This window comes from Hyphomonas sp. (genome assembly GCF_018402285.1).
In the GTDB taxonomy this organism is placed as follows: domain Bacteria; phylum Pseudomonadota; class Alphaproteobacteria; order Caulobacterales; family Hyphomonadaceae; genus Hyphomonas.
Window position 1 is genome coordinate 172,453 of record NZ_JAGYJH010000003.1, and the last position, 19,369, is coordinate 191,821.

Sequence of the window (19,369 nt, forward strand, 5' to 3'; positions counted from 1 at the left end):
GCGCACCAGTGGATATCTACAACTGGCTGAAGGCCGGTCATATCATATTCGTGGTCGCGCTAATGGCAGGCCTGCTCGTTTTCCCGCGCTACAAGATCCACCAGCTTTCGAGCCAGCCGGGCGAGCCCCTGTTTGAAACCATGAAGAAATCATCCGGCCAGCTCCGGATGATCATCCTCAATCCCAGCCTGGTCCTGGTTTGGCTCTTTGGCTTGGGCATGGTCTATGATGACTGGCAGCGTGGGGGCAGCTTTATCTGGAAGGATGGTTTCACGCGAAACTTCTTCTGGTCCTCGTCCTTTCAGGGCTGCACGGATACTTCATCGGACTCGGCAACAAGGTCGACCGCGTGACTGGAACGGTTCAGGCGAAGACACTTCGGATGCTGAACGAGGTTCCGTTCCTCCTGATGATTGGCATCGTCATCCTCGTGATCATTCGGCCTTTCTGACACGCGCCCCGCCACAATCGCTTGACGCGCGGCCCGTTTCTGACAGATAACCCTCTTGCTGGTTCGCCAAGTCCTTTGGCGCCGCGATGTTTTTTCGCCCGGCCCCTCCCCTTTTGACTTCTAAAGTCCGGATACTGCCCGAATGGCTTCCACGATGCTCGACAACCTTACCAGCGTGACTCTGCGCGAACTCAAGGCGAAGTCGCCTGAGGAACTTCTGGCCTATGCCGAAGAACTTGAGGTCGAAAATGCTTCCTCGATGCGGACGCAAGACATGCTGTTCGCGATCCTCAAGGAGCTCGCCGACAGCGAAGTCGAGATCACCGGCCAGGGAGTTCTGGAAGTTCTCACAGACGGGTTCGGCTTCCTGCGTTCGCCGGAATCCAACTACCTGCCTGGCCCGGACGACATATATGTCAGCCCCGAAGTGCTGAAGAAAGCCAACATCCGCACCGGGGACACTGTCGAAGGCCCGATTGTCGCCCCCCAGGACAGCGAGCGTTATTTTGCCCTCACCGATGTGAGCCGTATCAATTTCGAGGAACCGGAGAAGGCCAACAAGAAGGTCCACTTCGACAACCTCACCCCCCTCTATCCGGAACAGCGTCTCAAGATGGAGAGCCGCGATCCGACCAAGAAAGACCGCTCCGGCCGGGTCATCGACATCGTCTCCCCGATCGGCAAGGGCCAGCGCGCCCTGATCGTCGCGCCGCCACGGACGGGTAAAACGGTTCTGATGCAGAACATCGCCGCCGCGATAGAAGAGAATCATCCCGAATGCTATCTCATCGTCCTGCTGATCGACGAGCGCCCTGAAGAAGTGACGGACATGCGCCGCACCGTGAAGGGCGAGGTGGTTGCCTCAACCTTTGACGAGCCGGCAACACGCCACGTCCAGGTTGCCGAGATGGTCATCGAAAAGGCGAAGCGCCTTGTCGAGCACAAGCGCGATGTCGTCATCTTGCTCGACTCGATCACGCGTCTGGGCCGTGCCTACAATACGACCGTCCCCTCCTCCGGCAAGGTTTTGACCGGCGGTGTGGACGCCAACGCGCTGCAGCGCCCGAAGCGCTTCTTTGGCGCCGCGCGCAACGTTGAAAATGGGGGCTCACTCACAATTGTTGCCACCGCGCTGATCGATACCGGCAGCCGCATGGACGAAGTGATCTTCGAAGAGTTCAAAGGCACGGGTAACTCCGAGGTCGTTCTCGACCGGAAGATTGCCGACAAGCGTACCTTCCCGGCGATCGACATCATGAAGTCGGGCACGCGGAAAGAGGAACTCATCACGCCCCAGGACCAGCTGTCGAAAATCTACATCCTTCGCCGCATCTTGGGCCCTATGGGCGCCAACGATGCCGTGGACTTCCTGCTCGACAAGCTAAAGCAAACGAAGACCAACGACGAATTCTTCGAAGCGATGAAAAACTAGAGGCAGGACCAGATGGCCGCGCGCGACACAATCTGCGCTCTGGCTTCCGGCTCGCCGCCTTCGGCCATTGCCGTCCTTCGGATTTCCGGTCCCGGTGTCTCCGGGATCGCAGCCTGGATGCTGGCGTGCGGTTTGCCGGAACCGAGGCGCACCTCTCTTACATATGTATATGACGCAACTGGCACGCTGATCGACCAGGGCCTCGCGCTCTACGCCAAGGCCCCGCAGTCCTATACCGGCGAAGACACTCTGGAGCTTTACCTGCATGGTGGGCCGGCGGTCATAGACCATGCTCTCCGCGCGCTTACCTCCACTCCCGGCGTGCGCCTCGCCGAACCGGGAGAATTCACCCGCCGGGCATTCGAGAACGACAAACTCGATCTCACAGAAGCCGAAGGCGTAGCCGATATTATCGAAGCCGAAACCGGCGCCCAGAAGGCCCAGGCTCTTCGCCAGCTCGGTGGCGGCCTCACCGAAATTTATGATGGCTGGCGCGATGCACTGACCGGCGCGCTCGCTCTCGTCGAAGTCATGATCGACTTTCCGGATGAAGGCGATGTTCCGCTCGACACCCTTCGCCCAATCCTTGAGCTGCTGGACAAGGTAATTGCAGAGATCGAAGCCGCGATCGGGGACCGGGGTGTGGGCGAGCGGATCCGGGATGGTTTCCGCATCGCTATTGTCGGCCCGCCGAATGCCGGCAAGTCCTCCATCCTAAACCGGCTCGCCCGCCGCGAAGCCGCCATCGTAACTGATATTGCCGGGACCACGCGCGACATTGTCGAGGTCCGCGTTATCCTCGGCGGCCAGGTCGTGTGGATTGCTGATACGGCAGGGCTGCGCGAAACCGAAGATGTAGTCGAAGCCGAAGGGGTCCGCCGCGCGCGGCGCGCTGCCGCCGAAGCCGATCTACGCATCCACGTCATCGATGGCGCAGCCCCCTCCCCTACCCCGGGGCCGGTCGAATCCCAGGACATCGTCGTCTTCAACAAGGCCGACGCGTGCCCGGCGGTCCTTGCGCCCGATGGCGCGCTGCAGGTTTCGGCGGCGACCGGCGAAGGCATAGACACGCTTGAATCCTGGATCGCGCGCTTTGTCTCCGGCCGCGCCGCTTCTGTCGAAGCTCCTGTCATCACGCGTGCTCGCCACCGAGAGAAACTCGCCGCCGGCCTCATGAGCCTAACCGCCGCGAGGGTGGCTCTTGCTGATGATGCCGGCGCCGAACTCGCCGCCGAAGACATCCGCATGGCCCTTCGCCAGCTCTCCTCGGTGATCGGCAAGATCGATGTCGAGGACGTGCTCGGCGCGGTCTTTTCCCGCTTCTGCATCGGAAAATGACCCCTAGGGTTTGGCGCCCTCCGGCGTTATATACCCGCCTCTAGCTGCGCTTAAGGGTTGGTTAATGCCGGACTTCCCGGATTTCGACGTTATTGTCATTGGCGGCGGCCATGCCGGCTGTGAAGCGGCTGCCGCCTCTGCCCGCTTTGGCGCGCGCACAGCGCTCATCACCCACAAGCGCTCGACTATCGGCGAGATGAGCTGCAACCCCGCAATCGGTGGTCTCGGCAAGGGTCACCTTGTCCGCGAGATCGACGCACTTGATGGAGTCATGGGGCGTCTCGCCGACAAGGCGGGCATCCAGTTCCGGATGCTGAACCGGTCCAAGGGTCCTGCCGTCTGGGGCCCCCGCGCTCAGATCGATCGCAAACTCTACCGCGAAGCGATGCAGGCCGAGCTGGCCGACTATCCCAACCTCACGATCATCGAAGACGGCGCCGAAGACCTCATCGTCGAGGGCGGCGCAATTGAGGGTGTCATCGGGCTCACCGGCCAGCGCTATGGCGCGGCCAAGGTCGTGATCACGACGGGTACCTTCCTGAAGGGCGAAATCCATATTGGCGCCAAACGCCTCCCTGCCGGCCGGATTGGCGAAGCGCCAGCCATTGGCCTTTCCGACCGGCTCTACTCCATCGGACTCCCGATGGGCCGTTTGAAGACCGGCACGCCCGCCCGCCTCGATGGCCGGACCATCCATTGGGACCGGCTCGAGATGCAGCCGGCTGATGATCTGCCGATCCCGTTCTCCTTCCTCAGTTCGGAGATCACGGTGCCCCAGGTCCAATGCGGCATCACCTGGACCACGCCTGAAACCCACTCGATCATCGAAGCTCATATGAGCGAGTCGGCGGTTTATTCAGGCGCCATCTCCGGGCGTGGGCCACGCTATTGTCCTTCCATCGAGGACAAGGTGAACCGCTTCGGAGACCGCGACCGGCATCAGGTCTTCCTGGAGCCCGAGGGCCTGGACGATAACACTGTCTATCCGAACGGCATCTCCACCTCGCTCCCCGAAGACGTCCAGGAGACATTTATCAGAACGATCCCCGGTCTTGAGGACGTGGCCATCCTTCAGCATGCCTATGCCATCGAATACGATTATGTCGATCCGCGTGCGCTCAGCCCCGCTCTGGAAGTCAAACTCTTGCCGGGCCTTTACCTGGCCGGCCAGATCAACGGCACGACCGGATATGAAGAAGCCGGTGCCCAAGGCCTCATGGCGGGTCTCAATGCGGCGCGCGCCGCTGCCGGAAACGAGCCCGTCATCTTCGATCGCGCTGAAGCCTATATCGGCGTTCTGATCGACGACCTTGTCACGCGCGGCGTGACTGAACCCTATCGGATGTTCACTTCGCGCGCTGAGTACCGTCTCGCCCTGCGCGCGGACAATGCGGATCAGCGGCTCACTCAGCGCGGAATAGAGGCGGGCGTTGTGGGTGAAAGGCGGGCCGGAATGTTTCACGTGAAACATCGGGCTCTGGAATCGGCCCGTACACGTCTCAAATCGCTCAATCTCAGTCCGGCCGCTGCCGTGAAGAATGGTTGGTCCGTCAATCAGGATGGCCGGGTCCGCTCGGCCTGGGAGTATCTCTCTTACAAGGAGATCACCTTTGCCCATCTGACCGCAGTCTGGCCGGAGCTTTCCGACCTGCCGGCCGACATTGCTTCACAGATCGAGATCGAAGCGCTTTACTCGGCCTATCTTGATCGCCAGGCCGACGACGTCGCCGCGCTTCGCCGGGATGAAGCGCTCAGCATCCCCGCAGATCTGGATTTCGATCTCATCGGCGGCCTCTCCAATGAGGTCCGCCAGAAACTCAAAGCGGTCCGGCCGGGCACACTTGGTCAGGCCGCCCGGATCGAAGGCGTCACACCAGGGGCACTGACGGCGCTACTCGGGCATGTCCGCCGCGTCCGCAAAGCAGGGTAGCAGATGACAGGGCAAGACGACCGCGCGGCCTTCCTGGCCGCCAACGATGTTTCACGTGAAACATTGGACCGCCTCGGCCAGGTGATCGCCACACTCGATGTCTGGCGCCAGAAGAGCAATCTCATTGGTCCGAAAGAATGGCCGCAGATTTGGACCCGGCATGTCGGCGACTCATGGCAGCTTCTCGATCATATTGCTCAAACCGCCCGCGTCGTTGATCTCGGATCCGGCGCCGGCTTTCCAGGACTCATCATCGCTGCGGCGCGCCCATCGGGTCACGTGACCATGGTCGAAAGCGTTGGAAAGAAGTGCGCCTTCCTGCGCGCGGCCATAGACGCTGCCGGTCTGCCCGCATCCGTGCATCAGGGCCGCGTCGAAGCAGCGCCACTGATTTCTGCGGAATTCGTCACGGCGCGCGCATTTGCGCCCATGCCGGAACTCCTTGATTATGCTGCGCCCTGGCTTCGGAAAGGTGCGGTTGGCGTCTTCCCGAAAGGCGAACGCTGGAAAGAGGAATTGACTGCGGCTAGGCAAAGATGGAATTTCGCTTATGAAGCGATTCAAAGTCGCTCTGGTGGGTCAGGCGTCATCTTGATTGTCAGGGAGGTGTCTCGTCGTCATGACTAGGCCCAGAATTTTTGCCGTGGTGAACCAAAAGGGTGGGGTCGGAAAGACCACGACCTCGATCAACCTCGGAACAGCCCTCGCCGCCGTCGGCCGCCGCGTTCTCATCGTCGACTTCGACGCTCAGGGAAACGCGTCCACCGGCCTTGGCATTTCACGTGCCGACCGTCTCATGACCTCCTACGATCTGGTCGTGGACCGGGTGGCGCTCGAAGAGGCGGTGCTGTCCACCATCGTTCCGCGCCTCGACATCGTGCCGGGCGATGAAAACCTGTCAGGCGTCGAAACCGAGCTCGCTGGGGATGCCCACCGGTCCTACCGGCTCAAGGAAGCACTTCATTCCTACATCGACCGGGTCGAGCAGGGCGGACTCGTCAAGTATGACTATGTCCTGATCGATTGCCCGCCATCCTTGTCGGCTTTGACGCTCAACGCAATGACGGCAGCTGACGCTTTGCTTGTACCGCTGCAGTGCGAGTTCCTTGCCCTCGAGGGTCTCTCTCAGCTTTTGCGCACTGTTGAAGTCGTCCGCTCCGGTCTCAACCCGACGCTCGAGATCCAGGGCGTCGTTCTCACTATGTATGACCGCCGCAACAGCCTCTCCGATCAGGTCGCCAATGAAGTGCGCGCCTTCTTCGGAACAAAGGTCTACAACACCGTCATTCCGCGCAATGTCCGCCTATCCGAGGCGCCGTCCTTCGGCAAGCCGGCGCTCCTCTATGATTACCGTTGCCCGGGCAGCGAAGCCTATATCCGCCTCGCCTCCGAAGTCCTGCAGCGGGAGAAGGCGAGGGCGGCATGAGTGATCCGGCAGAAGACAATCGTGGGCGCCCCAGCCGCCTAGGCCGGGGGCTCTCTGCGCTCATCGGTGAAGTCGAGGCGATGAATGTCCGCCCGGCTGCGCAGCCTGCAGCCCAGGTCGAGGCAGGCGCCGCTGCGCCACCGGCCGCACCAGGCCAGGGGACGAGCGAGATCGCGCTCGACCTGATCCGCCGCAATCCGGCCCAGCCGCGGCGCACCTTCACCGAGGAAAACCTGCGCGAGCTTGCCGACTCGCTCAAAGCAAAGGGCGTCCTTCAGGCGATCCTTGTCCGTCCCGATCCAAAGGAAGAGGGCAAGTACCAGATCATCGCGGGGGAACGCCGCTGGCGCGCGGCTCGTATGGCAGGGCTCTCGTCCATTCCGGCGGTTGTCCGCAACGTCGATGAGCTCGAACTCCTGGAGATCGGCATCATCGAGAACGTCCAGCGCTCCGATCTCAACCCGATCGAGGAGGCCGAGGCCTATGACGCGCTGATGAAGCGTTTCGGCCGGACCCAGGAAAGCCTCGCTTCCAGCGTCGGCAAGAGCCGCGCCCATATTACAAACACGCTCCGCCTGCTCCAGCTTCCGGAGAGCGCGCGCACTCATGTCCGCGAAGGCCGGATCAGTGCCGGCCACGCCCGGGCCGCGCTGGGCGCTCCCGATCCAGAAGCCCTCATCGAGCTGGCAGTGGATAAGGGTCTCAGCGTCCGCGAGGTTGAGGCCCGTGCCCGCGACGCGCGCAGCAACGCGCCGATCGAAACGAAGTCGATGGACAGCTTTGTCCCGCCAGTGAAGGACATCAACACCGAAGCGCTCGAGGCCGACATCAGCCGCACGCTCGGGCTGGATGTTGATATCCGTCATGGACGGAACGGCGGCGAGATCCGGATCAAGTACCGCGACCTCGAACAGCTCGACGAAGTTTGCCGCCGCCTGACCGCTAAGCGCCGTACGGCGGAGTAGCGTCCAGGCGGGCTTTCTGAATAAATAATCCGTTAACGAACTTTTTCGGCAACCCGGGCCAGATCGTTTATCAGCAGACGGATAACCGGATCTCCCGTAGGCCCGGACAGCTTGATCTGGCGCTCGGCATCATGAATACGCTCCATCACGCGCATAAGGCGCCGTGCCGGCCATTTGCCGAGCCGGGCCCGGTAAGCGGGCCATTCATTCGGCCAGATCGGCGGGCGCAGATATTTTCCGGGATTGGCATCCCCGCCCGCAATCTTTTCATGCGCGCTCAGCATCCGGACGACTTCCATCTGCAGGGAGCGGAGAATCGAGATGCCGCTTGTTCCGTTCTCAGTGAGTTTGTCGAGCGCTGTCTGGGCCTCGCCCGGCAGGCCATCAAGCGTTGCGCTGATGGCGCCGGAGATTGCCTGCTTCACATCCGTCGCGGAAAGTGCGCGCACGTCTTCCAGGGTCAGCGGCCGGCTAAGGCCGCGGGCATAGAGGGCAAGCTTCTCGATCTCCGAATTGGCGAGGGCGCGGTGTCCGGGTAAATCGCCCACGAACGCGTCCAGGGCAGGGGGGTCTATGACGGCCCCTTCGGCGAGCAGCGCGGTCTTCACCCGGCTCGCGACATCGGCTTCCTCTTCAGCGAAAAGCTGCAGGCACGCAGCCCGCCGCGCGCCTTCAACCGCCCCGCGGAGTTTGGACTTTGCCGGAAGGCTGCCCGCTTCGATGATCAGCTTGGTCGCAAACCGCCCCGGGTCTGCGTCACCCATCTCGATGGCTTCCCCGAGCAGGGCGGCAATCTTGTCGCCGCTCGTGCGTACGCGCACCGCCCTTGCATCTCCCAAAAGCGAGACCGCTTCGAGGGCGTCGAACAGCAGGGCGGGTTCTTTCTTGATGGCATCGTCGTCGAGGAGCGTGACATCCATGCCCTGCTTGCCGCCCCATCCTGCGATCAGGGCCTGTCCGGCATCATAGGCTAGGCCTTCATCTTCACTGAAGGCGAGCACGGCCCAGACTTCCGGATCAGGCCGCCGGGCGAAACCTTCCGCCGCGCGCCCCTTGTGCAGCATCAGGCGCCCGTGAATTTCAGGCGGATGTCATCGGCAATCTGTTTGGCCAGTACCCGCATCGCCCGGTCCCCGGCATTGGTCTGTGCGGCGATATCGCCATAGGGCGAGTCTGGAACAAGGAAGCCGGTCTCCACTGAGGAGCGTCCGGTCATGCTGGTATTCTCGCCCTCAAGCCGGTAAACGCCCGTCGCAAGCATGCTGGAGCGCGAGGCGGCACCATCAGGCTGAAGGGCGAGGCGGCTGAGATTGCTGTCAAGATTGACCGTCAGCGTCACCTTCTCCGTCAGCCCGGGAACACCGATGGCCAGCTCCTGCTGAAGCGCGCGGCGAAGCATGTGCCCCTGGCGTCCATCAATGGCAGCCACCTCGATCAACCCGCCTTCGGCATATTTCCCGTTGACCGGTGCATAGACCGGCTGGAAGCCGCAGGCGGCCGTGAATACGAGCAGGAGGGCAGTCAGGACGAACTTCATGAGACCACGATATTCACAATCCGGCCGGGCACAACAATCGTTTTCTTCACGCTCTTGCCCTCGATGAAGGAGGCCACCTCAGGCAGCGCCTTGGCCGCGGCTTCCACATCACCGGCTGCCATATCCTTCGCCACGGTGATTTCCGCGCGCCGCTTGCCGTTCACCTGAACCGCCAGCGTCACGGTATCGTCCACCACCAATGAAGCATCCACCTCCGGCCAGCTTGCCTGTGAAACAAGGTCTGTCTCGCCAAGGCGCTCCCAGCAGGCTTCGGCCAGGTGCGGCATGAACGGCACGAGGCAGCGCGCCAGCATGCCGGCGCCCTCAGCCCGCGCGCCGACGGTCGCCGGATCGCTCTCGGCTTTCTTCAGCGTGTTCACCCATTCATGCACCGTCGCGATGGCGGAGTTGAACCGGAACTCGTCGATCGCCCGGTCGATCGCGGCGACCGCCCTGTGGTTTGCCTTGCGCAGGGCCACCGACGCCTCGTCGCTCCCCGGGGCAGGGAAGGGGCCCGTTTCCGGCAGGGCATCGACGAACGACCAGATACGCTGCACAAACCGCGCCGCGCCCTCGGCGCCAGACTGTGTCCATTCGACATCCCGTTCGGGCGGAGAATCCGAAAGCACAAACCAGCGCGCCACATCGGCTCCATAGGTGGCGACGATGGCGTCGGGGTCGACCGTGTTCTTCTTCGACTTCGACATCTTCTCGATGGCGCCGACCTTGACTGGAAGCCCGGTCGCAATCTCGATCACCTGGCCGTCCTTCCGTTCGATGGCGGTGGGCTCCAGCCATGTTCCAGCCTCGGACTTGTAGGTCTCGTGCGTCACCATACCTTGCGTGAAGAGGCCGGCAAATGGTTCGCCGGTCGGCAGGTCCAGTTCGCCCACATCCCGCATCGCGCGCGAAAAGAATCGTGAATAGAGAAGGTGGAGCACAGCATGTTCCACCCCGCCGATATACTGGTCAACGGGCAGCCAGTAAGCGCGCTCCTCGGGATCGGCCACGCTGGCAAAGCGCGCATAATACCAGGAGCTGTCCACGAACGTGTCCAGCGTATCGGTCTCGCGCCGCGCCGCCTTGCCACATCTGGGGCAATTCACATGCTTCCAGTCCGGGTGCCGGTCCAGCGGGTTTCCGGGCACATCAAACGTCACGTCCTCGGGCAGGCGCACGGGAAGATCTGTCTCCGGAACACCCACGACCCCACAATCCTCGCAATGGATCACCGGGATCGGGCAGCCCCAATAGCGCTGGCGCGAAACGCCCCAGTCGCGCAGGCGGTAGTTCACCTTGCCCTGGCCCTTGCCGGCGCTTTCAATCCTCACAATTGCGGCGCGCTTGGCGTCCTCGATGGAGAGGCCATCAAGGAAACCTGACTTATATATATGTCCGGGTCCGGTATAAGCCTCGGTGCTGACTTCAAACGTTGCTGCGTCTGCACCCGACGGCAGAACCACCGGAAACACGTCCAGCCCGAACTTGCGGGCAAAGTCGAGGTCGCGCTGGTCATGCGCCGGGCAGCCGAAGATGGCGCCGGTGCCGTATCCCATCAGCACGAAGTTCGCGATCCAGACCGGCACCGTCCGTCCCGGCTCGAACGGATGGGCAACTGTCAGCCCGGTATCAAAGCCCAGCTTCTCTGCTTTCTCGATGGCTTCCTCGCTGGTGCCGATCTGCGCGCATTTCGCCCGGAACGCCTGCAGCGCGTCCGATTGTTCCGCCAGCTGAAGTGTCAACGGATGATCCGGTGAGAGCGCCACAAAGCTCGCGCCGAACAGCGTGTCTGGCCGCGTGGTGAAAACGCTGATGCCTTTCTCGAAGCCGGCGGGCGCCGCCCCGTCAAAGGCAAACGTCATCTCAAGGCCTTCGGACCGGCCAATCCAGTTGGCCTGCATCGTGCGAACCTTTTCCGGCCAGCGCTCCAGCTCCTGAACCGCTTCCAGAAGGTCATCCGCATACGCAGTAATCTTGAAGAACCACTGGGTCAGCTCGCGCTGTTCGACGGGCGCGCCCGAGCGCCAACCGCGCCCGTCGATCACCTGCTCATTGGCAAGCACAGTGTTGTCCACCGGGTCCCAGTTCACTTTCGAGGCCTTGCGATAGACAAGGCCCTTTTCCATCAGCTTCAGGAACAGGGCCTGCTGGGCGCCGTAATATTCGGGATCACAGGTCGCAAACTCCCGGCTCCAGTCCAGCGACAGGCCGAGCTTCTTGAACTGCGCCTTCATCGAGGCGATGTTTGAATAGGTCCATTTGCCTGGATGCACCTTGCGTTCCATCGCTGCGTTTTCCGCCGGCATGCCGAACGCGTCCCATCCCATCGGGTGGAGCACATTATAACCCTTGGCGCGCTTGTGGCGGGCAACCACATCGCCCATCGCATAATTGCGCACATGGCCCATGTGCAGGCGGCCGGAAGGGTAGGGGAACATCTCCAGTACGAACGCCTTGGGCGCACCGGGTGCCTCGGCGGGCGACCGGGTCCGGAATATGTCGGCCTGTTCCCAGGCCTCACGCCAGTGGGGTTCCGCTGTTTGCGGGTCATAACGGGTGGCCATCTGCGGCTCCCTTGAAAGGCATTGAAGCGTTACGGGCGATTAACGGCGCTTTAGCCGATCTGCGAGGTTCGTAGAAGTCGCGCTCGTTCAAGAATCTTGTTTTCCAGCTGGATTGCCGTTTCCGGATCGGCTTCGGCATCCGTCCACTGGCCCTCGGTGTTCACCTGCCGGTAAACCGTCACCTTCACGCCGTCGGCGCGCAGGCGGGAGTCGAGGATGAATACAGTTGCCTTGACCCGCTCGTTCGGGGCGTCCGGAAAGGTCTTCCAGTCATAGGCAATGATGCCGCCGATCGGGTCGGTCGTCTGGATGGGAAGCGTGTCCATCGTATCCAGCGTGGCGCGCCACAGGAACGGGTTCGATGCGCCGACCGACTGGACCACCTGAGGGCCATCATTGGCTCCGCTGCGCGATTGGCAGCCAGAAACGAGCAGCAGGCCGGTAAAGGCGGCAGTGAGGATCGGCTTGATCATGTTCATTTTCCGCGTGCAATTCCTTGTTGACGGGCCGTGTATAACAAGGGGGTTGTGGCCTCGCCAGTATTGATATGCGCATGGCTGTTTCCGCCATGCTGCCCGGAAGGGAGAAACATCCGATGCTTAACGCTCGCCTGTTCTGTCTCGCGCTGACGGCGCTTGCGCCTGCCGCCGCCGCACAGGATGTCTGGGATGATCCCGGCGGGGTCGAAACGGATGTCAGCTTCAGCGGCGCTTTGGTCGTCGCCCCAGAGGCAGACGAGTTTGCCCTTGGCTTCGCAAAGGCAGGTCTCTCCCTCAACTATGTCCTGATGAGCGGGGCCGAGATCGGCGCGGTGGCGAGCCTCGAAGCCCAGTTGGACCACCCAGCGCGGGCCGGTTTCAGCGGCGTTTTCTCCTCTGTTGCCGGGGCAGGGGACGCCCCGGGCGGTGCGTTCAGCGGCCTTGCCCGCGGCCCGGCAGCAGAAGACGCAGACCTGCGCTTCAGCCTTGAGACTGCCTTCATCTATATAGACGGCGGATATGGCGAAGCGCGCCTAGGCGCAGATGACGGCATCTCCACCCGCTTCTTTGAAGGCGGGCCTGTCCTCTTTGCCCATGCCGGTCTCGTCAATCCCGCGCTCGATCACTCAGGCGAGGTCATTGCCCGCACAGATCATGATCTCACCGGCCCCGCCGCCAAGTTCAGCTACGCCACCCCCCGCATCCTTGGCCTGCGGGCCGGGGTATCCTACACGCCCGAAGCTGATCGCCGCGGCCTTGACCGGGATCCGGCACGCAGCCTCCCCGGCGCCCCCCTGCCAGAGATTGAGAACGCTTTTGAAGTTGCCCTCAACCTCTCCCGCCGCCTGCCGCAAAGCGGCGTGCGCCTGCGCGCCGGTGCCGCCTACAGCCAGGCCAGCACGCGTTATCCAGCCGGCCCCACGCTCTACGGTGATGTTGAAACCTGGTCGGCGGGCGCCTCGGCAGAATTCTCGCAATTCCGCATCGGCGGCAGTTATCTGGAATCGAACAATGGTGTTTCCGGCCGGCCGGGCGATTATTCCGCCTGGGCCGTCTCCGCTGCCGTCCCCTTCGGCAAGATCGAGGCAGTCGCAGAACTCGCCGGCGCAGAAGATGACGCTGCCCGCCTCACAAGTGACAGCTGGCAGCTGGGTCTTGCCTGGTCCCCGGATGACGCCTGGCGCTTTGCCGCGGGCTGGCGCGAGGTGGATACTGAAAGCTCGATACCTGGACTTCCCCTGGCCGCCCGCGAAGGGCGAAGCAGCGGCATTGTGATCGAAATCACACGATCCCTGTAAATCCCCGATTTTTCAGAATGTTAATCTTCCATTAAGCGGCCTCCCTCACTATCGTCTCTGGTTGGGAGCCATCATGCGCGCAGATATCGTCCTTTCCTTTGCCTTAGCGGCTGCAGCTTTTGCGCTGCCGGCTGTTTCGCAGGAACGCGTGACGGGCGACGCGATTCGCGTGGAAGCACCCACCCTCTCGGAAACCAATTCGGCCCGTTCTGAATGGTATCGCCAATTCTCCGAAGGCAAGTCGCCTGAATCCCGACTCCAATGGCAGGCAGAGCCCAATCAGGACTTCTCGGTCCAGATCGGCAAGGATTCCCGCTGGCAGCTAAATCTCGACAAGGTCACCCGCCCGGGTGAGACCTACCTCCCACGTGAGGAAGTCCAGGCCGGCGCAACCTTCCGCATTACGCCCCGCCTCTCGGTTGGCGGTGAAGTGCGCATCGGCGCAGAAGAGCTCGACTCCTCAACCCGCTGGGAAAACCAGGAAGTCGAAGCCGGTATCCGCCTGAAGTCCGCCTTCAAGTTCTGATCCACTGACCCTCGCATGTTTGCTGGCGGCTCCTTCCTGGCCGCTTCATCCTTTTTCGTCATCCGTTTGGACCCCGAAACACTTCCACCCGTCAATCGCGGCCAGTCCGGCCGCCTTCGCAATTGAGAGCCCATTATCTGGATTCACGCCTCCAAGCGCGTAGACCGGGTAGGGCAGGGCGGCCACCAGCTTTCGAAAGCGCAGCGCGCCGATGGGATCTTCCGCGCTCGTGCTGCGCGACGGGAACACGGCCGAAAAAAGGATCGCATTGATCGGAAATGGCCGGAAATGGCTGGGATTGTCCCCGAAATGGCCGCTCATTGTCTGGATTTCGAACCGCCCGCGCCACTTGCGGGATGTTCCCGCCATCCGCGCAGGCCAGTGCACCCCGTCCGCGCCGATCTTAGCGGCCAGCGCAGCATCTGCCCCGATCAGGAAGAAAATCCCCCGCTTCCGGCAGAGTTTCAGCAGCCGTCGCGCCACCGCTTCTCGGCCATCCGCCCCGAAATGCCGGTAGATCACCCCCCAACCAGACGGCAGCCAGGCCGCAATGGTCTCCGGGTCGGGCGTCCGCTGCGGATCAGTCAGGAAAAACGCTGGCGGCAATCCCACTGGCAAATGCCGCGCGGCAATGCGCGCCGCCATCCTCGCCTTGCGCCGCTGCCGGGATTGGGGTTTCTCACTCATCACCATGACTGATAACCTGAACCAGGACATTGCCAACCGCCGCGTCGCTATCCTCGCTGCGCTGGCGGCCGCGCACGATCCTGCGCCAGAGCTCATCGCGGTCTCCAAATCCCAGCCGGACGAGGCCATCGAAGCCATTCTCGCAGCCGGACAGCGGGTTTTTGGCGAAAACCGGGTCCAGGAAGCCCAGCAGCACTGGGACCACCGGCGGCTAAGCCATCCGGGCCTCATCCTTCACCTCATTGGTCCCCTGCAGTCTAACAAGGCGGCTGATGCTGTTCGCCTGTTCGATGTCATCCAGACGCTCGACCGAGAGAAACTCGCCGGCGCGCTCGCTGATGCCATGGAAAAGGAAGGCCGCCGTCCTAAGCTCTTCATCCAGGTGAACACCGGCGAAGAGCCTCAGAAAGCAGGCGTTTTCCCCTCAAAGGTCGGCTATCTTCTCCGCTATGCGCGGGAAGAAGCGGGCCTGGCAGTCGAGGGCCTGATGTGCATTCCGCCCGTCGATGAACCTGCCGGTCCCCATTTCGCCCTCTTGAAAAAGATCGCTCACGATTATGGCTTGCTGAGCCTCTCGATGGGCATGAGCGGGGATTACGAACTTGCTGCCCGCTATGGCGCCACCCATGTCCGCGTCGGCACGGCCCTGTTCGGCGACCGGGCAAAAGCCTAGGCGCCTATCTCAAGGGTCGAGCCGCCCTCAAGGTGCCGCAACACCTCGCGAAGATCGCCCTCCGCCAGGGCCACGCAGCCTTCGGTAGGCACATAATCTGGCCGCGCCACATGCAGGAAAATCGCGCTGCCCTGTCCTGATACCGGCGGATCGTCATTATATGCCAGCTGCACGACCAGGTCGTAGACCCCGTCCTCCCGCCACATCCGCTCATGGCTGGCAGGGAAGGGGAGGGTCACCAGGCGGTTATAGGCGCGGTGCCCGGGCGCGTCGCACCAGCCATCGTCCGGCCGCAGGGCAATCGCCGGAATACCGGTTTCCGGCGCAGGGCCCTTGTCAGGCCGGTACCAGACCCGGCGCACGGGCCAGATGCCGATTGGCGAGGCGCCGTCGCCCTCGCGCTTCTCGCCGGCCGCCTTCACGCCCCCCTTGCCGAGCGCGCAGCGCACCGAAAGGCCATGCCCCTGTAAGCGTCCCCCCGAAAAGGCAATGAAATGCGCCATGGGATCCGTCCTCCCGTTCTTGTTATTGGCTAATCAGGTGCCACCTTTCTATGCAAGCGATTGGCGTGATCAGCGCAGCGAAGGGTGAGAAAACAAACATGAGTGCAAGGAAGTTCATTCTGATCGTCGATGACGAGGAAGATCTGCGCGAAACCCTTGCCGAGCAGTTCGAGCTCAGCGACGGATTTTCAGCCCTTACCGCCGCTTCCGGCGAGGAAGCCCTTCGAAAGGCCTCCGAAGAGCGCATCGACCTGGTGATCCTCGATGTCGATATGCCCGGCATGAATGGCCGCGAAGTCTGCCGCCAGCTGCGCGAGAAGGGCATTCGTGTCCCGGTCATCATGCTGACGGGCCGATCGGGCGAAAGCGATACGGTCGCAGGCCTTGAGGCCGGGGCGAACGATTATGTCGCCAAGCCCTTCAGCTTTGCCGTCCTCCTTGCCCGGGTCCGCTCCCAGCTGCGCAGCTTCGAGCAGACCGAAGACGCAACCTTCGACATCGGCCCCTATGAGTTCCGCCCGTCCACCAAGGTGCTGCGCACAAAGGAAGGCCGCCGCATCCGGCTCACGGAGAAAGAAACCGAGATCCTCAAATACCTCTACAGGGCAGGGGGCAAGCCGGTCGCCCGCGAGACGCTGCTCGCAGAGGTCTGGGGCTACAACGCAGCCGTCACCACCCACACGCTGGAAACCCACATCTACCGCCTCCGCCAGAAGGTCGAGCCCGATCCCTCCAACGCCCAGCTCCTGCTGACTGATACCGGCGGCTACCGCCTCAGGCCTTGAGCGTCAGGCTGACCGGCGCATGATCGGATGGTTTCCATCCCCCGCGCCAGATGGGGTGGATCATATAGGAACCGACCTGCACGTCCTCCATCGCTAGCTTGTTAGCCCAAATATGGTCGAGTCGGCGGCCCCGGTTGGAAGCGGCCCAGTCAGCCGCGCGGTAGCTCCACCAGGTGTAGAGCTTTTGATGATCGGGCACGGCGAGCCGGGCAATGTCCTCAAACCCGGCTGACTTGCGCGAATCTTCCAGGCGCCCGGTTTCCTCGGGCGTATGGGACACGATGCCGAGCAGTTGCTTGTGCGACCAGACATCGTTCTCATGCGGCGCAACATTCAGATCGCCTACCAGGACGCGCTTCACGCCCTTCTTGAGCTTCTTGTAGCCCGGGCCGAGCCGGTCCAGGAAATCGAGCTTGTGGGCAAACTTGTCATTGGCGTCCGGGTCGGGAACATCCCCGCCCGCTGGCAGGTAGATGTTGTGGATCTCGAGGCCTGAAGGCAGCCGCGCAGCGATCACCCGCGCATGGTTTTCCCGGCATAGATCAGGCGTATCCACCAGCTCCAGCGGCAGGCGCGAAGCGATCGCCACCCCGGCATGGCCTCCCCGCTGGCCGCGCATCACAACATAGGGCAGACCCATGTCCTTGAAGGACTTCAGCGGAAACTCGCCGTCCTGACATTTGGTTTCCTGCAGGCACACCACGTCTGACCCTTCCGCCGCCACGAAGGCTTCGACATTCGGCGCCCGCAGGCGAACCGAGTTGATGTTCCAGGTCGTGATCTTGATCGGGCGGGTCATGCCCCTCGCTAACACCTGCCTCTGAAACGTCAACGCGCCCGAACGCGGGGAGTTCGGGCGCGCCGGACGCAGGTGCATGCGTCTTGATGTCCGGATGTCGCGCACCCGGTTCGGCGGAGGAAGGTATCGCAGCGGGGGGTCGGTGCTGCGCAGTTTCCTATCGTCGATGTGTCATTTATGTCACGGCGAGCAAGTTTCTCCAAATTAACTCGCCGTAACCGCGATCACGCTTTCGTGTCAGTTGTTGTCGAAATCCCGCAGGATGAACAGGCGCGGATTGAGCTTCGCCCCGGTCTCGACATTCGACAGCATCACCGAGGTGGCTCCGCCGTTGGCATCTGTCGTCCGCCAGCCCACGAGCGAGTTGTCGGCCGCGGCCAGCACGAGGGTCAGGGTGCCCTCCATCTCGCCAGTCTTGTCCTCGACCGTGATGTTGGTGCGCCCGTTGGAGCGGCGCACGTCCAGCACATCGGCCTGGCTTTCAAAGTCCATCCGCTCACTCAGGAGCAGCGACAGCGGGGTCGAGCCCAGTGGCACGCGGTCGGTCGTCTCCAGGTCGGCGTCCTGCAGCGCAACGGTCGTCCCGTCGCTCACCATTAGCAGCGGCACAGGGTCATCATAGTCAAACCGCACCTTGCCGGGGCGCTGCATGGCGAACTGGCCGGTCGACAACGTGCCGTCGGGCGAAGTCTGCTCGAACCGGCCGCGGGCCGTCTTCACGCTCGCCAGCGCCTTGGATGCTTCCTTCAGCACGGCGGCGCGCTCGGCGCCTGACAGTTGCGCGGCCACGGCCGGGGTGGTCACAACTGGGCTTGCCGGCGCCTGTTTCAGGGCCGGTAGCAGGGGAGAGGCCCCGGCAATCATTGCGGCAGCGGCAAGGGGAGCAAAAAAGTTCATCATCGTTCTGGCCTCCTTTAACATGACCATACGGGGAGCAGCGCTACACTTAAGCGCCTGAACCGGGCCTAAACAGGGCCAGCAGCATAAATTCACCTGGCAACTGCGGCTGAGCCGCCCGCCTGCTTGCGCAAGCCGGACTTGCGTCCCATCTTTGCGCCCGAAACAGAGGGAGTTTCCATGAGCAACGCTGCGCTTCAGCACACCAAGGACAGTACAGACCAGGGCTTCATGGCCGATGTCGTGGAGGCATCCATGACCCAGCCGGTGATTGTCGACTTCTGGGCGCCCTGGTGTGGACCCTGCCGCACGCTTGGTCCGATCCTGGAAAAGGTGGTCGAGGGCAAGAAAGGCGCGGTCAAGCTCGTCAAGATCAACACCGAAGAGCACCCCGCCTATGCCGGCCAGCTTGGCGTGCGCTCCATTCCGGCGGTTTACGCCTTTGATAAGGGCCGCCCGGTGGACGGCTTCCTTGGCGCGCTTCCCGAAAGCCAGGTGCGCGCTTTCGTCGAAAAGCTCCTCTCAGGCACCGACGACGCACAGATGATCGCCGAAGCCCTCAAGCAGGCCGACGCCGCCAGCCAGCAGGGCGACATTGCCCTTGCCGCAGAAATTTATGTCGCGATCCTGCAGCAGGAGCCGGAAAACATCGCCGCCATCGCGGGCCTTGCCCGCTGCCACCTTGCCAATGGCGACAAGGAACAGGCCGAAGCCACCCTCGCCATGGTGCCGGAAGCCAAGAAAAACGATTCCACCATCAAGGGCGTGCGCCTTGCCATTGAGATGATGGCCGATGCCCCGCCACCAAGCGAACTCGATGCTGCCCTCACCGCTGTCATGGCGACCCCGGGCGATCACGACAAACGCTTCGAGCTGGCCGAGCAATATGCCGCCGCCGGCAAATACCAGGACGCCGCCGATCACCTCCTGATCATCCTCACCGCCAAGCTCGACTGGGAAGGCGGAAAGGCGAAAGACAAGCTGCTGAAAATCTTCGAGGCCGCCGGCCCGACCGATCCGGTAACGATCGAAGGCCGCCGCCGCCTCTCATCCCTGATGTTCGCGTAAGCTCAAACCTG

General features: G+C 62.6%; 21 protein-coding genes. 13 read left to right on the plus strand and 8 right to left on the minus strand.

Annotation, left to right across the window (positions count from 1 at the left end):
- Positions 1-8 precede the first annotated feature (8 nt).
- From KG722_RS03280 to KG722_RS03315, 8 genes are all read left to right on the plus strand, one after another.
- On the plus strand, positions 9-353 hold the full coding sequence (locus KG722_RS03280; RefSeq protein ID WP_213269423.1) for a CopD family protein: 345 nt from the start codon (positions 9-11) through the stop codon (positions 351-353).
- Complete coding sequence (locus tag KG722_RS03285; protein WP_300998361.1) at positions 308-451, plus strand: CopD family protein; 144 nt, start codon at positions 308-310, stop codon at positions 449-451. Before KG722_RS03280 ends, KG722_RS03285 begins: the two co-directional genes overlap by 46 nt.
- Positions 452-593: 142 nt before the next feature.
- Positions 594-1,883, plus strand: coding sequence for a transcription termination factor Rho (gene rho, locus KG722_RS03290; RefSeq protein ID WP_366909982.1), 1,290 nt, complete (start codon positions 594-596; stop codon positions 1,881-1,883).
- Between the two features lie 12 nt (positions 1,884-1,895).
- Positions 1,896-3,221 carry a tRNA uridine-5-carboxymethylaminomethyl(34) synthesis GTPase MnmE gene (mnmE, locus tag KG722_RS03295; protein WP_213269428.1) on the plus strand — a complete coding sequence of 442 codons (1,326 nt, stop codon included), beginning with the start codon at positions 1,896-1,898 and terminating at the stop codon, positions 3,219-3,221.
- 64 nt (positions 3,222-3,285) lie between these two features.
- Positions 3,286-5,151, plus strand: a complete 1,866-nt coding sequence (mnmG, locus tag KG722_RS03300; protein WP_213269430.1) for a tRNA uridine-5-carboxymethylaminomethyl(34) synthesis enzyme MnmG — start codon at positions 3,286-3,288, stop codon at positions 5,149-5,151.
- Between the two features lie 3 nt (positions 5,152-5,154).
- On the plus strand, positions 5,155-5,778 hold the full coding sequence (gene rsmG, locus KG722_RS03305; protein ID WP_213269432.1) for a 16S rRNA (guanine(527)-N(7))-methyltransferase RsmG: 624 nt from the start codon (positions 5,155-5,157) through the stop codon (positions 5,776-5,778).
- A complete protein-coding gene (locus KG722_RS03310; protein ID WP_213269434.1) occupies positions 5,771-6,577 on the plus strand; it encodes a ParA family protein in 807 nt (268 codons plus the stop codon). The genes rsmG and KG722_RS03310 overlap by 8 nt, the downstream gene beginning before the upstream one ends.
- 80 nt (positions 6,578-6,657) lie before the next feature.
- Complete coding sequence (locus KG722_RS03315) at positions 6,658-7,542, plus strand: ParB/RepB/Spo0J family partition protein (protein ID WP_366910214.1); 885 nt, start codon at positions 6,658-6,660, stop codon at positions 7,540-7,542.
- A gap of 32 nt (positions 7,543-7,574) precedes the next feature.
- Here the strand turns inward: KG722_RS03315 and holA are convergent, their stop codons facing one another.
- From holA to KG722_RS03335, 4 genes are read right to left on the minus strand one after another with little or no spacing between them, the layout of a single operon-like run.
- Complete coding sequence (gene holA, locus KG722_RS03320) at positions 7,575-8,606, minus strand: DNA polymerase III subunit delta (RefSeq protein ID WP_213269438.1); 1,032 nt, start codon at positions 8,604-8,606, stop codon at positions 7,575-7,577.
- Positions 8,606-9,079, minus strand: a complete 474-nt coding sequence (locus tag KG722_RS03325) for an LPS assembly lipoprotein LptE (RefSeq protein ID WP_213269440.1) — start codon at positions 9,077-9,079, stop codon at positions 8,606-8,608. The genes holA and KG722_RS03325 overlap by 1 nt, the downstream gene beginning before the upstream one ends.
- Positions 9,076-11,643 carry a leucine--tRNA ligase gene (gene leuS / locus KG722_RS03330; RefSeq protein ID WP_213269442.1) on the minus strand — a complete coding sequence of 856 codons (2,568 nt, stop codon included), beginning with the start codon at positions 11,641-11,643 and terminating at the stop codon, positions 9,076-9,078. The genes KG722_RS03325 and leuS overlap by 4 nt, the downstream gene beginning before the upstream one ends.
- Positions 11,644-11,693: 50 nt before the next feature.
- Positions 11,694-12,116 carry a DUF3576 domain-containing protein gene (locus KG722_RS03335; protein ID WP_300998207.1) on the minus strand — a complete coding sequence of 141 codons (423 nt, stop codon included), beginning with the start codon at positions 12,114-12,116 and terminating at the stop codon, positions 11,694-11,696.
- 122 nt (positions 12,117-12,238) lie between these two features.
- On the opposite strand from KG722_RS03335, the gene KG722_RS03340 reads away from it, so the two are divergent.
- Together KG722_RS03340 and KG722_RS03345 are read left to right on the plus strand one after the other, a co-directional pair.
- Positions 12,239-13,420: a porin gene (locus tag KG722_RS03340; protein WP_213269446.1), complete on the plus strand. Its 1,182-nt coding sequence runs from the start codon at positions 12,239-12,241 to the stop codon at positions 13,418-13,420.
- Between the two features lie 73 nt (positions 13,421-13,493).
- A complete protein-coding gene (locus KG722_RS03345) occupies positions 13,494-13,946 on the plus strand; it encodes an NtrZ family periplasmic regulatory protein (RefSeq protein WP_213269448.1) in 453 nt (150 codons plus the stop codon).
- A gap of 45 nt (positions 13,947-13,991) precedes the next feature.
- Here KG722_RS03345 and KG722_RS03350 read toward each other — a convergent pair whose 3' ends face one another.
- Entirely contained in the window at positions 13,992-14,633 is a 642-nt protein-coding gene (locus tag KG722_RS03350) for a thiamine phosphate synthase (RefSeq protein ID WP_213269450.1), read from the minus strand.
- A gap of 4 nt (positions 14,634-14,637) precedes the next feature.
- Here KG722_RS03350 and KG722_RS03355 point away from each other — a divergent pair, with 4 nt between their 5' ends.
- The gene (locus KG722_RS03355) at positions 14,638-15,306 is read left to right on the plus strand and encodes a YggS family pyridoxal phosphate-dependent enzyme (RefSeq protein WP_213269452.1); all 669 of its coding nucleotides are present in this window, start codon (positions 14,638-14,640) and stop codon (positions 15,304-15,306) included.
- On the opposite strand, the gene KG722_RS03360 is transcribed toward KG722_RS03355, so the two are convergent.
- Positions 15,303-15,809, minus strand: a complete 507-nt coding sequence (locus tag KG722_RS03360; RefSeq protein ID WP_213269458.1) for a L,D-transpeptidase family protein — start codon at positions 15,807-15,809, stop codon at positions 15,303-15,305. The two genes, KG722_RS03355 and KG722_RS03360, sit on opposite strands and share 4 nt — an antisense overlap.
- 98 nt (positions 15,810-15,907) lie before the next feature.
- Here KG722_RS03360 and KG722_RS03365 point away from each other — a divergent pair, with 98 nt between their 5' ends.
- Positions 15,908-16,594 (plus strand): response regulator transcription factor, encoded by a 687-nt coding sequence (locus tag KG722_RS03365; protein ID WP_213269460.1) that lies wholly within the window; start codon positions 15,908-15,910, stop codon positions 16,592-16,594.
- On the opposite strand, the gene KG722_RS03370 is transcribed toward KG722_RS03365, so the two are convergent.
- Both KG722_RS03370 and KG722_RS03375 read right to left on the minus strand, forming a co-directional pair.
- Positions 16,584-17,393, minus strand: coding sequence for an exodeoxyribonuclease III (locus KG722_RS03370; protein WP_213269464.1), 810 nt, complete (start codon positions 17,391-17,393; stop codon positions 16,584-16,586). The genes KG722_RS03365 and KG722_RS03370 overlap by 11 nt on opposite strands.
- A gap of 237 nt (positions 17,394-17,630) precedes the next feature.
- A complete protein-coding gene (locus KG722_RS03375; RefSeq protein ID WP_213269466.1) occupies positions 17,631-18,293 on the minus strand; it encodes an outer membrane lipoprotein carrier protein LolA in 663 nt (220 codons plus the stop codon).
- Between the two features lie 177 nt (positions 18,294-18,470).
- Here KG722_RS03375 and KG722_RS03380 point away from each other — a divergent pair, with 177 nt between their 5' ends.
- Complete coding sequence (locus KG722_RS03380) at positions 18,471-19,358, plus strand: co-chaperone YbbN (RefSeq protein ID WP_213269468.1); 888 nt, start codon at positions 18,471-18,473, stop codon at positions 19,356-19,358.
- Positions 19,359-19,369: the final 11 nt, after the last annotated feature.

Coding starts and splice junctions, on each gene's coding strand:
- rho (WP_366909982.1), top strand. CDS start 594: ATGGCTTCCACGATGCTCGACAACCTTACCAGCGTGACTCTGCGCGAA.
- mnmE (WP_213269428.1), top strand. CDS start 1,896: ATGGCCGCGCGCGACACAATCTGCGCTCTGGCTTCCGGCTCGCCGCCT.
- mnmG (WP_213269430.1), top strand. CDS start 3,286: ATGCCGGACTTCCCGGATTTCGACGTTATTGTCATTGGCGGCGGCCAT.
- rsmG (WP_213269432.1), top strand. CDS start 5,155: ATGACAGGGCAAGACGACCGCGCGGCCTTCCTGGCCGCCAACGATGTT.
- KG722_RS03310 (WP_213269434.1), top strand. CDS start 5,771: ATGACTAGGCCCAGAATTTTTGCCGTGGTGAACCAAAAGGGTGGGGTC.
- KG722_RS03315 (WP_366910214.1), top strand. CDS start 6,658: ATGAATGTCCGCCCGGCTGCGCAGCCTGCAGCCCAGGTCGAGGCAGGC.
- holA (WP_213269438.1), bottom strand. CDS start 8,606: ATGCTGCACAAGGGGCGCGCGGCGGAAGGTTTCGCCCGGCGGCCTGAT.
- KG722_RS03325 (WP_213269440.1), bottom strand. CDS start 9,079: ATGAAGTTCGTCCTGACTGCCCTCCTGCTCGTATTCACGGCCGCCTGC.
- leuS (WP_213269442.1), bottom strand. CDS start 11,643: ATGGCCACCCGTTATGACCCGCAAACAGCGGAACCCCACTGGCGTGAG.
- KG722_RS03335 (WP_300998207.1), bottom strand. CDS start 12,116: ATGATCAAGCCGATCCTCACTGCCGCCTTTACCGGCCTGCTGCTCGTT.
- KG722_RS03340 (WP_213269446.1), top strand. CDS start 12,239: ATGCTTAACGCTCGCCTGTTCTGTCTCGCGCTGACGGCGCTTGCGCCT.
- KG722_RS03345 (WP_213269448.1), top strand. CDS start 13,494: ATGCGCGCAGATATCGTCCTTTCCTTTGCCTTAGCGGCTGCAGCTTTT.
- KG722_RS03350 (WP_213269450.1), bottom strand. CDS start 14,633: ATGAGTGAGAAACCCCAATCCCGGCAGCGGCGCAAGGCGAGGATGGCG.
- KG722_RS03355 (WP_213269452.1), top strand. CDS start 14,638: ATGACTGATAACCTGAACCAGGACATTGCCAACCGCCGCGTCGCTATC.
- KG722_RS03360 (WP_213269458.1), bottom strand. CDS start 15,809: ATGGCGCATTTCATTGCCTTTTCGGGGGGACGCTTACAGGGGCATGGC.
- KG722_RS03365 (WP_213269460.1), top strand. CDS start 15,908: ATGAGTGCAAGGAAGTTCATTCTGATCGTCGATGACGAGGAAGATCTG.
- KG722_RS03370 (WP_213269464.1), bottom strand. CDS start 17,393: ATGACCCGCCCGATCAAGATCACGACCTGGAACATCAACTCGGTTCGC.
- KG722_RS03375 (WP_213269466.1), bottom strand. CDS start 18,293: ATGATGAACTTTTTTGCTCCCCTTGCCGCTGCCGCAATGATTGCCGGG.
- KG722_RS03380 (WP_213269468.1), top strand. CDS start 18,471: ATGAGCAACGCTGCGCTTCAGCACACCAAGGACAGTACAGACCAGGGC.